This is a genomic window from Oceanisphaera arctica, assembly GCF_002936955.1.
GTDB classification, from domain to species: domain Bacteria; phylum Pseudomonadota; class Gammaproteobacteria; order Enterobacterales; family Aeromonadaceae; genus Oceanimonas; species Oceanimonas arctica.
On sequence record NZ_MPZM01000024.1, the window covers coordinates 1 to 12,596 of the forward strand.

The following is a 12,596-nucleotide window of genomic DNA, read 5'->3' on the forward strand; positions in this document are numbered from 1 at the left end:
CTCGCCAGCAGGGTGTCTGCTTCCAGCTTCCATACGCCGGTCGCCGGACGCTCGCCCAGGGCGACGCCCAGGCGGCGGCCCAGCTCGGCGGACTCGCCGCTGTCGGGCAGCAGCCAGTACAACGGCTTCAGCGCCGTTTCAACCTGAGTGCACAGCTGGCTCCAGGCCTCGGGCTGATAACCGTCGTACTCGGGCCCCTGTATCTGCAGCAGTCGATCGATGCCGGCGCCTTCCACGCTTTCCTTCAACTCGCCACAGAGCACACCCAGCACCGCGGTCGACTGCTCCCGGGCCACCGCCAGTTGCTGGGCCTGGCCCAGCACGTCCTTGCAGTGGCTGGTCAGGCGACCGCCGCTGGTCTGCAGCCAGACCGCAATATAGGCCTGGGGCTCCACCACCTGGTGCAGCGGCAACACCGGCTGCTCGTTGCGCTTTTTGGAAGACAGCTGGGTCACCCCGGCCGCTCCGCCCATGTTCAGACGATCCAGCCGGCGCAGGCCACTGGGACCATACTGCCACTGGGGACGCGGGTTCTTGCGCAGCAGGCCGGTCGGGCCTCGGGTCGGCTGGCCATTCAGCTCATCATGACGAGGATGAAGCCGGTTGCGCAGTATCCAGGCCAGGCGCGGATCACGACGATTCAGTTCAGACATGAGCAGCTTCCTCCTTTGGCTGTTGCTGCACTGCTTGAGACGATGACGATGTAGGCACGATCAGCGCCTCCAGCAGCAGCTCGGCAATATCCTTCACCTCGGGCCGCGGCTCTACCACCCCTTCCATCATATGGGTGCATTGCGGGCAGGCCACCGCCATCAAGTCGGCGTTCACCGCCCTGGCGTCATCCATACGCATATCGGCAATACGACGTTCGCCCGGAATATCGGTGATCGGTGCACCGCCGCCGCCGCCGCAACAGCGGGAACGGAAGCCGCTGCGTTCCATCTCGGTGCGCTCGTACCCGAGCTGATCGATCAGGTAACGGGGCGCGTCATACACGCCGTTGTAGCGGCCCAGATAGCAGGGATCATGATAGGTCATGCGCGCATTGCCGTTGGCACTGAACGCCAACTGCCCCTGCTGGTGCAGCTCCGCCAGCAGCTCGGTGTGGTGCACCACAGCATACTCTCCGCCCAGCTCCGCATATTCGGTACCCAGACACTGCAGGGCATGGGGATCGGCGGTGACGATACGGTTGAACCGGTACTTGCCCAGCGTCTTGATATTGGTTTTCGCCAGTCGCTGGAAGGTGGCTTCATCGCCCAGACGGCGGGCCAGATCACCGGAGTCCAGCTCCTCGTCACCGAGGAAGGCAAAGTTCACATTCGCCGCCTTGAGCAACTTGACCAGGGCACGCAGGGTACGCTGGTTGCGCATGTCGAAGGCACCGTCACCGACCCAGAACAGGATATCGGTTTCCCGGGTCTGCCTGAGCAGGGGAATCGACAAGTCCGCCGCCCAGTGGCTACGGCTGGCCGGAGACAGGCCGCCCGGGTTGTCGGTGGCAATCAGGTTTTCCAATACTTCCTGGCCCTTGCCCGGGGTTTCACCGCGTTCCAGAGTCAGGTAACGGCGCATGTCCACCACCGCATCCACGTGCTCGATCATCATGGGGCACTCTTCCACACAGGCCCGGCAGGTGGTACAGGACCACAGGGTCTGGCTGTCGAGGATGCTTTCCACCAGCGGCTTGTCGGGGCAGCCGGTACGGACGGCCTGCTCCTGGCCCGGGTGGGGGCTGCCGTGGTAGTTCACTTCCTCCTGAGCGGCCAGGCTTATCACCATGTCCTGGATCAGTTTCTTGGGATTCAACGGCTGGCCGGCGGCAAAGGCGGGACACTTGCTTTCGCAGCGACCGCACTGCACGCAGGCGTCGAAGCTCAGCAATTGGTTCCACTTGAAGTCGGTGACCTTTTCCACACCCAGCTTGTCGGCATTCAGATCCAGCGCCTTGAGACCGGTGTCGCGGCCACCATTGAAGCGGGCCGGACGACGATGAAATGCCAGATGCAGGGCACCGGCGAAGGCGTGCTTCATGGGGCCGCCCCAGGTCATGCCGAACACCATCTCGCCCAGACCCCAGACACAGACGGCCAGTAACAGCAGGGCCAGCAGACCGCTGCCGGTGCCTTCGGGCAAGATGCCGGTGGCCGGCAGAGTAGCCAGAAAGAAGCCGATGGAAAAGGCCATCAGGCTCTTGGGCAGACGCTGCCAGGGGCCTCTGGAAAGACGGGAATTAGGCAGCTCGGCGGCCGGCTTGCGACGGCGCAGCCACACAAAAATCGCGCCTGTCATCATCAGCAGGCTGGCACCCAGCAGGGGCCAGGTCAGCCAGGCGGTCTTCAAACCAACACCATGCACCAGCACCACCAGTACCAGCGCCAGCACAAAGCCGCCGCCGGTGGCCACGTGGGTGTTGGACATGTATTTGTCACGGGCGACCACATGGTGCAGGTCAACCAGATAACGCCTCGGCATGGCGGCCAGTCCCTGCCAGAACGAGACCGGGCTCGGCTGTCCCTGGCGCCACAGGCGGACTCGCCGAACCGCCCCGGCCACGGCCAGAGCGAAGGCGAGCAATAACAGATAGGGGATCACAGGCTCAAACATAGGGGCTTACCTCATGGTGCCGGAGCAGGCTCCGGCACCTTTCAGATCAGAAGTCCTTGCACAGGCGCAGGGCGTCATAGATGGCGGCATGGGTGTTGCGCTGAGACACGCAGTCACCGATACGGAACAGCAGGTATCCCTGGCCGTCGTGAGACAGAGCAGGCTGAGGCTTGGCCGCATACAGGGCCTCCAGATCGATCTGGCCCTTGTTGACGGAGTCGGCCTTCAGCTCGTAGTAGAGCCGCTCGTCGGGGCGAACACCGTTCTCCACCACGACCTGATCCACCACCCGCTCTTCCTTCTGGCCGGTGTACTCGTTTTCGAGTACCGCCACCAGCTTGTCTCCTTCCCGGTACACCTTATGCAGCGCCATGTCGGACGACATAACCACCTCGCGCTCGTACAGCGAACGGTAATAGGTGGGGAAAGTGGTACCGCCGATGGCCGCACCCGGCTTGATGTCGTCGGTGAGCATTTCCACCAGGCTGCCCTTGGCGGCCAGGTAGTCGGCCGCCGACATGCCGCTGAATTCGCAGATGGTGTCGTACACCAGCACATTCTTGCCCGGCTCTACCTTGCCCGACAGAATATCCCAGCTGCTGACCACCAGGCCCTCTTCTGCGCCCCACTCCGGGTACTGGTCGATGAAGGGGGTACCACCCACCGCCAGAATCACCACATCCGGATTTTCCGCCATCATGGCCGGCATGTCGGCCGCGGTATTCAGACGCACATCCACCTTCAGGCGTGCCAGTTCCAGAGCAAACCAGCGGGTGATGCCGGCAATCTGATCACGCTGGGGGGCTTTCGCCGCCAGGGTGATCTGTCCGCCCAGCTCGGGCGCCTTCTCGAACAACACCACCTCATGGCCACGCTCGGCACAGACCCGGGCCGCTTCCATGCCGGCAGGTCCGCCCCCCACCACCACCACCTTGCGTTTGGGGCCGGTGGTGGGCTCTATGATATGCGGCATGGTGGACTCTCGCGACATCGCCGCGTTCTGGATGCAGAGTACATCCAGCCCCTGGTACTGACGGTCGATACAGTAGTTGGCGCCCACGCACTGGCGAATTTGATCGACCTGGCCCAGCTTGACCTTGGCGATCAGGTGCGGGTCGGCCATGTATGCCCGGGTCATGCCCACGAAGTCGACATAGCCGCCTTCGATAATACGCTGGGCCTGGGTGGGGTCCTTGATGTTCTGGGCGTGGATCACCGGTACCGTCACCACTTCCTTGATGCCCGCCGCCAGGTGCAGGAAGGGCTCTGGCGGGTAGCTCATGTTGGGGATAACGTTGGCCAGGGTGTTGTGAGTGTCACAGCCGGAGCCGATCACGCCGAAGAAGTCGAGCAGGCCGGTGTCGTCGTAATACTTGGCAATCTGCTTCATGTCGTCGTGGCTGAGGCCGTCCGGGTGAAACTCGTCACCACAGATACGCATACCCACGGCAAAGTCGCGACCCACCTCGGCACGCACCGCCTTGAGCACTTCCAGGCCGAAGCGCATGCGATTTTCGAAACTGCCACCCCACTCGTCGGACCGCTTGTTGACCCGCGGGCTCCAGAACTGATCGATCAGGTGCTGGTGCACGGCAGAAATTTCCACGCCGTCCAGTCCGCCTTCTTTGGCGCGACGGGCGGCCTGGGCGTAATCGCCGATGATACGCTGAATATCTTCCGGCTCTATGGTCTTGCAGGTGGCACGGTGCACCGGCTCGCGGATGCCGGAAGGCGACAGCAGGGTGCTCCAGTTATAACCGTCCCAGCGGGAACGACGGCCCATGTGGGTGATCTGAATCATGATCTTGGCGCCATGCTTGTGCATGGCTTCAGACAAATTCTTGAAATAGGGGATGATGCTATCGGTTGTCAGGTTGACCGAACTCCACCATTCCTGGGGGCTGTCGATGGACACCACGCTGGAGCCGCCGCAGATGGCCAGACCCAGGCCGCCCTTGGCCTTTTCTTCGTAATATTTGACGTAACGTTCTGTGGTCATGCCGCCGTCGGTGGCATGCACCTCGGCATGGGCCGTACTCACCACCCGGTTACGAATGGTGAGCTTGTTGATATTCATGGGTTGAAGCAAGGCGTCGAACTGTCCCATCGTAGATCCCTCTGCTGACTTGTCTGGCGGCCGGCAACCGGCCCGCCGATAACTACTATCCTGTCGCGTCGCGATGACCACGCAGGCGGTGGAAGGTGATGGCTAAGCCGACCCTCTGCGCCAGGGATGGCGCAGTGGAGCCCCCATGGAGGGGTTCACGGCGTGTCGGCGTGCCGCACCTTCTACCGCCAAGCGCAGGCGGCGCATCTTAAAGCGGGCTGACCTCGAACAGGCCATAATCACAGCCGGTCTGGGCACCGCTCTGGGTCTGGCGTGCGACGGTGCGCACCGACAGGCCCTGGCTTTCGGCAATCTGGTCCACCGCGCCGGCAAACCAGCCGGTAAACATGTAATCCACCATGCGGTCTACCTTGCCGTACTGATAGACGAAGGCGGAGTGATCCAGCCGTACCCTGGCGGTACCGGCGGCGATATCCAGATTTTCGATGGTGAACAGCCCCCAGCCACGCTGAGACAGGCGCTTCATATAGTGTTCGAACACGGCGTCACCATTGAGGCCATGACACTCGGCTTCTTTCTCGCACCAGTGCCAGGCAGACTTGTAGCCGGCCTTATAGAGGATCTCGGCATAACGCTCCGGACCCAGCTCTTCTTCAATCGCCATATGGTTGTTGACGAAGAAGTGACGTGGCACATACAGCATGGGCAGCGCATCTGTGGTCCAGATACCGGTTTCATTGTTCACTTCAATTGGCATTTCGGGTGCATGTACTGACATTGTGATTCTCCTTTAACTTACCGGTTATGGCTTATTCGCCCCAGACGTCTTTCAGTACGCGCATCCAGTTGCCGCCCATTACCTTTTCCACCTGACGCGGTGAGAAGCCGTGACGCAGCAAGGCCTCGGTCAGGTTGGGGAATTCACCTATGGTACGGATACCCTCGGGGTTGATGATGTCGCCGAAACGGGTCAGACGACGGGCATAGCCCTTGTCGTGGGTCAGCCACTCGAAGAAGTTCTGATCATGGCCCTGGGTAAAGTCGGTCCCTATGCCGATGGCGTCTTCGCCTACCAGCTCCATCACATAGGCGATGGCCTCGACATAATCGTCGATGGTGGAGTTGATGCCGTTCTTGAGGAAGGGCGCGAACATGGTCACGCCGACAAAACCGCCGTGATCGGCGATGAAGCGCAGCTCTTCGTCAGACTTGTTGCGCGGATGGTCTTTCAGGCCGGCCGGCAGGCAGTGGGAATAGCACACCGGCTTCTTGGATTCGAGGATCACTTCCTTGGAAGTCTGGGCACCCACATGAGAGAGATCGCACATGATGCCGACCCGGTTCATTTCGGCCACCACCTCACGGCCAAAGCCGGACAGGCCGCCGTCGCGCTCGTAACAGCCGGTGCCCACCAGATTCTGGGTGTTGTAGGCCATCTGCACTATGCCCACACCCAGCTGCTTGAAGATTTCCACATAACCCAGCTGATCTTCAAAGGCATGGGCATTCTGGAAACCGAGGATCACGCCGGTGCGGCCTTCTTCCTTGGCTTTGAGGATGTCGGCGGTGGTGCGCACCGGACGGATCAGGTCGGCATGCTCCTGGTAGTAGCGGTTGAAGGCGGCAATGTTGTCGACCGTGCCCTGAAACCCTTCCCATACCGACACGGTGCAGTTGGCGGCGGTGAGTCCGCCACGACGCATGTCTTCAAACAGTTCCCGCCCCCAGTTGGCGATGATCAGACCGTCGATGACGACCGCTTGATTATGTAGTTCAGCTGCATGTTGCATAGCCAGACCTTCCTTGAATAAATGTGGCTGGTGGCATGGTGGCCACCGGATTCAAGGGCAGTCTAGCCCGGGGCTCTCTGGGCACACTGGCTAAAAGCGACGAGCACATAGCCAAAAACGTCACGCCCGACGACAAACTCCGGAAAGTAAAAAGCCCCGCATCGCGGGGCTTGTTGGATTAGGGGCAATGCAGTCCTGAGGTTACAAGGTCACAGAGGCAAAGGTGGGCTCGCCCCGCGCCATATCCAGCTGAATGTTCATCACCAGCTCCGACAATATCGGAGAGGCGGCCATCGGCTTGGGACTTGAACGACTACAGCGGTCATCTCGCGGTGGCACCCCGAAATTCTCCCGGTAACATTTGCTGAAATGAGGCGTCGACACAAAGCCGCAGGCGGTGGCGATGTCGATGATCGACAACGAAGTCTGGCGCAACAGTTGCCGGGCCCGCTTCAGCCGAAGGTTGAGGTAATAGCGGGAAGGCGAGCATTGCACATGGCGCTGAAACAGCCGCTCGACCTGGCGCCGGGACAGACCCACATAACAGGCCAGTTCGTCCAGGGTGATCGGCTCTTCCAGGTTGGCTTCCATCAGGGCCACCACCTCGGCCAGCTTGGGCTGGGCCGTGCCCACCATATGGCGCAGCGGCACCCGCTGCTCTTCCTGCCCCTCGCGAATACGTTCACACAGAAACATGTCGCAAATGGCGGTGCTCAGGGCGCTGGAATGTTCTTTTTCGATCAGGTGCAGCATCATGTCCATCGGCACTGTGCCGCCGCTGCAGGTCAGCCTGTCCCGGTCGATGCAATAGAGGGCGCTGCTGGTTTCCAGCTGGGGGAAGGCTTCCTTGAACGAGGCCATGTATTCCCAGTGCAGGGTACAACGATAACCGCTCAACACGCCGGCATCGGCCAGCAGATAGCTGCCAGTACAAACGGCACCCAGCTTGATCCGACGCCTGGCCAGCTGCTGCAACCAAATACGCAAGGCCCGGCTGCGGGCATTGACCACCCCTACTCCACCGCAGAGGATCATCATGTCCAGGTGACCACAATCCTGAATGCTGTGATCCGGGGTGACCAGCATGTGGTCGCTGGCCCGCACCGGAGATCCGGTTTCGGACAGCATCACCCATTCATAGAGGGACTGACCCGACAACTGATTGGCCATACGCAGGGGCTCGATGGCTGACGCCAGGGAAATCATGGTGAAATTGTCTATCAGTAGGAAACCGACACGTTGTGTTTGGCTCATTTCGCTTGCTCCTGGTCCCTGTACAACCGCTGTCGGGATCCCTGTTGATACGATGGCGTCTCGATAACGAGGTTCGAGCATTTACATTACAAATAATCACATTTGCGAAACATATACCATAGGCGGGATTTCGCAAACCCGATCATAGGTAATTTTCAGGCGTTCAGTGATAACTTGTGACGGAGCTATGATAATTCCGTCATTTTGACCGCACTCAAAGACTCGGTTGTCGCCGCCCTGCCCCCGCAAGAGCATGAAGACACAACCAGTTCCCTTATATTCATCAGTAAGACACAGCAAGATACGCGCCATTTTTCCACGCCCGAAAAAGATAAAAAAACCCTCGTCAAACAGGTGTTTGGCGAGGGTTTTCGGTGAAAAATCGTTACTTGTTGCGAGAATGCTCGGTCGAACGGCCGATACCGCACCAAACCGGGGCAGAGTTACCCCGAAAAACGTACAAAAATAATAAAGGAGGCTTTCGCCCCCCATTTATTTCGCTCAAAAGTTACGGTAAAAGTTACGACCAAAGGTGACGGTCAGGATACCGGTGGCACCTTTACCGTGTGTTCGGCGGGCACCGGCGCGTCGACCGTCACCGGCTGGGTGACGGGCACCTCCTGGTGCAGGGCACGGTACAGACCCCACATCATGATCAGGATAACGAACGAGAAGGGGAAAGCCGCAATAATGGCCGCGGTCTGCACTGCCTTGAGGCCACCAGCCAGCATCAATATGGCCGCCACCGCCGCCACCGCCATGCTCCACAACACCCGCTGACTGCGCGGCGGATGTTCGTTGCCCAGCGACAGTATAGTGGTCACCACCAGGGTGCCGGAGTCGGCCGAGGTAATGAAGTAGAGCGCCACCAGCAGGGTTGCCAACACTGAAGCCAGGGTGCCCATGGTGCCGCTATCCAGCAGTTCCAGAGTCACATACAGCGACGAGGTGACGTCTTCAGCCACCGCCGTCACGATACCGGCCTGGCCGACGGCCGCGACCGCTTCTCCGGCAGCATTGGTGACCGTATGGGTCAGCTCAAGATACAGGGCAGTACCACCGAACAGGGTCAGCCAGAGCAGGCCCAGCAGGGTCGGCACCAGCAGCACACCACAGATAAACTCACGAATGGTACGGCCCTTGGAGATGCGGGCGATAAACATACCGACGAAGGGCGACCAGGACATCCACCAGGCCCAATAGAATACCGTCCACCAGGACTGCCACTGACTGTCCTTGGTAGCATCGGTCCAGGTGCTGAGTGCGACCACATGGGTCAGGTAATCACCGAGACCCTGCACATAGCTCAGCAACAGGTAACGGGTGGGGCCGTAGCACAACAGGAACAGCAGTATGACGGCGCTCAACCACATGTTGGCAACCGACAGCCATTTCACGCCCCGGCCGAGACCGGACAGCACCGACAGGGTGGCAATCAGCGAGATCACCGCGATCAAAATCAACTGGCTGCTGGTGCTGATTTCCATGCCGAACAGGTGATTCAGGCCGGTATTGATCTGGGAAACCCCGAAGCCGAGGGACGTCGCCACCCCGAAGATGGTGCCGAACACCGCCAGGGTATCCACTGTGTGCCCCGCCCAGCCATACATGCGCTTGCCAATCAGCGGATAAAGCGCCGAGCGGATGGTCAGCGGCAGCTGCTTTCGGTAGGAAAAATAGGCCAGGGACAACCCCACCACCACATAGATGGCCCAGGGATGCAGGCCCCAGTGAAAGAAGGTCAGCCGCATGGCCACTTCGGCCGCTTCCGGCGTCATGCCTTCGGTAATGAAGGGATTACTCTGAAAATGATAGATGGGTTCGGCAATCGCCCAGAACACCAGGCCGATGCCCATGCCGGCGCTGAACAGCATGGCAAACCAGGAGAACAGGCTGTATTCCGGGCGAGAATCATCGGCTCCCAGGCGCAAACTGCCAAACCGACTGAAGGCCAGTACTACACAGAACACCAGCATCAACGACAGAATGGCAATGTAATACCATTTGAAATTGTTGATGAGATATCCCGATATGCCGTCAAACAATTTGGCAGCCGCATCTGGGTACAAGGCGCCTCCCATTACAAACAAGGTAACGATAATCATGGAACTGATCGTCGCCGCCGGGCTCATTCCTTTCAAAAGTCCATCTTTGGCTAACATAGGACAAGGTCTCCGTCGGGTTGATAAACATCTAGCGGCAGCGCGGGCCTAAGATCCTGAAGACCCGACGCTTTCCGGTACAACCTTTGCCCATAACGCTAGCTGGCTGTCGTTATGGGCAAAAGCCGGCCTCTATAACAACAGCTAAACCCCCGGTACAGTTTCCCCGATACGACATCCGGTTATGTCTGTGCGCCCTGCCAGCCACTGGCTGTTCCGAAAGCGACACCCGTGCCGGAAATCGGTTGCGGCAAGGCCGAGCCCCCTACAGGGGTCAGAAAAATATCCCACTGGAGCCGAATATACTGTGTTCCGGTGGTCGCCTGACGCCTATAGCTTGTCGATCTGGCCACATCAAGATGCGGGGGTTTCGCCTTAATATCGTTGCCAATGCTGTCGCGTGAACAGCGGTAACGAGGTAGGAGAACCCAACATGACGGACAACAGTGCCACTTTAGAAACCGCCGGCTACAGCAACTATCCGGTAAACCACCTTCCGCTCCGTATCGAAACGGGCCCGGACTCTCTGCGCCTGACCTGGGACGATGGCCACGAGAGCGAGTTTCATTATTTGTGGCTGCGGGACAATTGCCCCTGCCCGAGCTGCGTATCGACCCTGACCCGGGAGCAGATGTTCGAGATCTGTGATGTGCCGCTGTCCATCCGGCCTGTGGAGGCGCAGCTGGACGGGGGATATCTGCATATTCAGTGGGATGACGATGGCCACGTCAGTCGCTTCCACCCCGGCTGGTTGCGCAGCCACTGCTACAGCGAGCAGGCCCGGGAGGCACGGCAGTGGCAACCCGATATCTGGGATCGGGCCACGATCGAAACCAGCCTGCCCACCTATGATTACACCACCATGATGCAGGACGATGACGTGCTGTTGAGCTGGCTGCGCCAGTTGCGTGATGCGGGCATCTCCCTGCTACAGAACACGGATACCACCCCCGGTACTCTGCAGCAGGTTGCCGCCCGCATCTCCTTTATCCGGGAAACCAATTTCGGCACCCTGTTCGATGTGCGCTCCAAGCCCGACGCCAATACCGCCGCCTACACCAACCTGCGTCTGCCGCTGCATACCGATCTGCCCACGCGGGAGCTGCAGCCGGGATTACAGTTTTTGCATTGTCTGAACAATGACGCCACCGGAGGCGAGTCGATCCTGGTGGACGGCTTTCGCATTGCCCAGCACATGCGCGAAGAATATCCCGATGACTTCAAGGCCCTCAGCAGCCTGCCGATGGACTTCTACAACAAGGACCGCAACAGCGATTACCGTTTTCGCGGGCCGGCCCTGGTGCTCGACGGCCAGGGCACCGTAGTCGAGGTGCGTTTTGCCAACTTTTTGCGTGGCCCGCTGGATGTGCCGGCCGATCAGGTAGTACGGCACTATCGCGCCTACCGCACCTTTATCAGCCTGACCCGAGAGCCCCGTTTCCAGTTTGAATATCGTCTGTTGCCCGGCGACCTGCTGGTGTTCGACAACCGCCGCGTGCTGCATGCCCGTCAGGCGTTTGATCTGCAGCAGGGCCATCGTCATCTGCAGGGCTGCTATGTGGATCGTGACGAGCTGCTGTCCCGTATCCGGGTACTGGAACGTACTCTGTAATCTCCCCCATACAGGTTTGGGGATCAGGCTGCGCCACGGCGCCGCTGCTCACCGGGCGTCATGTCGAAATGACGCCGGTAGCTACGACAAAAACCGGATGCCGAGATAAAACCGCAGGCACTGCCGACCTCGCAGACACTCAGATCCGTCTCCTGCAGCAACTGCCGGGCCCGTTCGAGACGCAACTTCAGGTAGTAGGCCGATGGCGATGCAGCGAGATAACGCCGACACAGACGCTCCAGCTGGCGCAGCGAAATAAAGGCGCTGCTGGCCAGCTCTGCCGGGGTTAGTGGTGTTTCGAGGTGCTGTTCCATCAGCGCCAGCACCCGGATCAGGCGGGGATGATGGATATTGAGCTGTCGCGGCAGACCGATGCGTTGCCGGTCCGAGGGCGGGCGTATGCCGTTCTTGATGCACTGATCGCAAATCTGCAGCGCCAGCGCGGTGCCCGATTGCTGCTGGATCAGGTGCAGCATCATGTCCGTTGCGGCGGTGCCGCCGGCGCAGGTGATGCGGTTGCGGCCGATTTCGAACAGTTCCGGGCTGATCAGGATATCGGGGTAGGTTTCCTGAAACGCCGGTACGGCTTCCCAGTGCAGGGTAATGCTATGCCCTTTCAGCAAACCGGCCCGGGCCAGCAGGTAGCAGCCGGTATCCAGCGCCCCCAGCAGGCTGTCGCGCCGGTTCAGACGGCGCAGCCAGTCGATGAGCTCGCGGCTCTGATGGCGTTCGGGGTGAAAGCTGGCATTGACGAACAGGTTACGCGGTGTGTCGACGGCGTGCATGTCCAGATGCTGTTGCAGTGCCATCTGATTGCTGGCCACCACCGCCTGGCCGTTCTCGCTCAGGCACTGCCAGCGATACAGCTCCCGGCCAGCCAGCCGGTTGGCGATGCGTAATGGCTCTATGGCCGACAGCAGCGACACCATGGCGTATTCAGGCAACAGCAGAAAAGAGACGGTGATAACGCCGTCGTCATCGGGATGGAGTATGGGCGGGACGGGCGCGGGGCTTATCGCCGCCGTCCCGGTTGGTATGGATGCTTGCATATGAATTCCTGATACGGGCCTGCGCTGCGTGCAGTGAGTACAGCGCAGGCCCGG

General features: G+C 60.1%; 10 protein-coding genes. 1 reads left to right on the top strand and 9 read right to left on the bottom strand.

Annotated elements, in window-relative coordinates; genetic code table 11:
* The 8 genes from UN63_RS11080 to UN63_RS11110 all read right to left on the bottom strand — a co-directional run.
* On the bottom strand, nucleotides 1–653 hold a 653-nt coding region (locus tag UN63_RS11080), incomplete at its 3' end, for an adenine nucleotide alpha hydrolase family protein (protein ID WP_483406932.1).
* Entirely contained in the window at nucleotides 646–2,607 is a 1,962-nt protein-coding gene (locus tag UN63_RS11085; RefSeq protein ID WP_104486817.1) for a (Fe-S)-binding protein, read from the bottom strand. The genes UN63_RS11080 and UN63_RS11085, both read right to left, overlap by 8 nt.
* A 46-nt stretch (nucleotides 2,608–2,653) precedes the next feature.
* Entirely contained in the window at nucleotides 2,654–4,714 is a 2,061-nt protein-coding gene (dgcA, locus tag UN63_RS11090; RefSeq protein WP_104486818.1) for a dimethylglycine demethylation protein DgcA, read from the bottom strand.
* A gap of 208 nt (nucleotides 4,715–4,922) precedes the next feature.
* Nucleotides 4,923–5,453, bottom strand: a complete 531-nt coding sequence (locus UN63_RS11095) for a 4-vinyl reductase (protein WP_104486819.1) — start codon at nucleotides 5,451–5,453, stop codon at nucleotides 4,923–4,925.
* A gap of 31 nt (nucleotides 5,454–5,484) precedes the next feature.
* Nucleotides 5,485–6,465 (bottom strand): dipeptidase, encoded by a 981-nt coding sequence (locus UN63_RS11100; protein ID WP_104486820.1) that lies wholly within the window; start codon nucleotides 6,463–6,465, stop codon nucleotides 5,485–5,487.
* 201 nt (nucleotides 6,466–6,666) lie between these two features.
* Nucleotides 6,667–7,719, bottom strand: a complete 1,053-nt coding sequence (gene gbdR, locus UN63_RS11105) for a choline metabolism transcriptional regulator GbdR (protein ID WP_104486821.1) — start codon at nucleotides 7,717–7,719, stop codon at nucleotides 6,667–6,669.
* Between the two features lie 96 nt (nucleotides 7,720–7,815).
* On the bottom strand, nucleotides 7,816–8,211 hold the full coding sequence (locus UN63_RS16970; RefSeq protein WP_146084741.1) for a hypothetical protein: 396 nt from the start codon (nucleotides 8,209–8,211) through the stop codon (nucleotides 7,816–7,818).
* Nucleotides 8,212–8,258: 47 nt separating this feature from the next.
* Complete coding sequence (locus UN63_RS11110; RefSeq protein ID WP_181068234.1) at nucleotides 8,259–9,881, bottom strand: BCCT family transporter; 1,623 nt, start codon at nucleotides 9,879–9,881, stop codon at nucleotides 8,259–8,261.
* 433 nt (nucleotides 9,882–10,314) lie between these two features.
* Between UN63_RS11110 and UN63_RS11115 the strand changes: the two genes are divergently transcribed.
* The gene (locus UN63_RS11115) at nucleotides 10,315–11,493 is read left to right on the top strand and encodes a gamma-butyrobetaine dioxygenase (protein ID WP_104486823.1); all 1,179 of its coding nucleotides are present in this window, start codon (nucleotides 10,315–10,317) and stop codon (nucleotides 11,491–11,493) included.
* 23 nt (nucleotides 11,494–11,516) lie between these two features.
* On the opposite strand, the gene UN63_RS11120 is transcribed toward UN63_RS11115, so the two are convergent.
* A complete protein-coding gene (locus tag UN63_RS11120; RefSeq protein ID WP_104486824.1) occupies nucleotides 11,517–12,542 on the bottom strand; it encodes a GlxA family transcriptional regulator in 1,026 nt (341 codons plus the stop codon).
* Nucleotides 12,543–12,596: the final 54 nt, after the last annotated feature.

Excerpts from the sequence above, each read along its gene's own strand:
- UN63_RS11085 (WP_104486817.1), bottom strand. The coding sequence starts at position 2,607 with ATGTTTGAGCCTGTGATCCCCTATCTGTTATTGCTCGCCTTCGCTCTG.
- dgcA (WP_104486818.1), bottom strand. The coding sequence starts at position 4,714 with ATGGGACAGTTCGACGCCTTGCTTCAACCCATGAATATCAACAAGCTC.
- UN63_RS11095 (WP_104486819.1), bottom strand. The coding sequence starts at position 5,453 with ATGTCAGTACATGCACCCGAAATGCCAATTGAAGTGAACAATGAAACC.
- UN63_RS11100 (WP_104486820.1), bottom strand. The coding sequence starts at position 6,465 with ATGCAACATGCAGCTGAACTACATAATCAAGCGGTCGTCATCGACGGT.
- gbdR (WP_104486821.1), bottom strand. The coding sequence starts at position 7,719 with ATGAGCCAAACACAACGTGTCGGTTTCCTACTGATAGACAATTTCACC.
- UN63_RS16970 (WP_146084741.1), bottom strand. The coding sequence starts at position 8,211 with ATGGGGGGCGAAAGCCTCCTTTATTATTTTTGTACGTTTTTCGGGGTA.
- UN63_RS11110 (WP_181068234.1), bottom strand. The coding sequence starts at position 9,881 with ATGTTAGCCAAAGATGGACTTTTGAAAGGAATGAGCCCGGCGGCGACG.
- UN63_RS11115 (WP_104486823.1), top strand. The coding sequence starts at position 10,315 with ATGACGGACAACAGTGCCACTTTAGAAACCGCCGGCTACAGCAACTAT.
- UN63_RS11120 (WP_104486824.1), bottom strand. The coding sequence starts at position 12,542 with ATGCAAGCATCCATACCAACCGGGACGGCGGCGATAAGCCCCGCGCCC.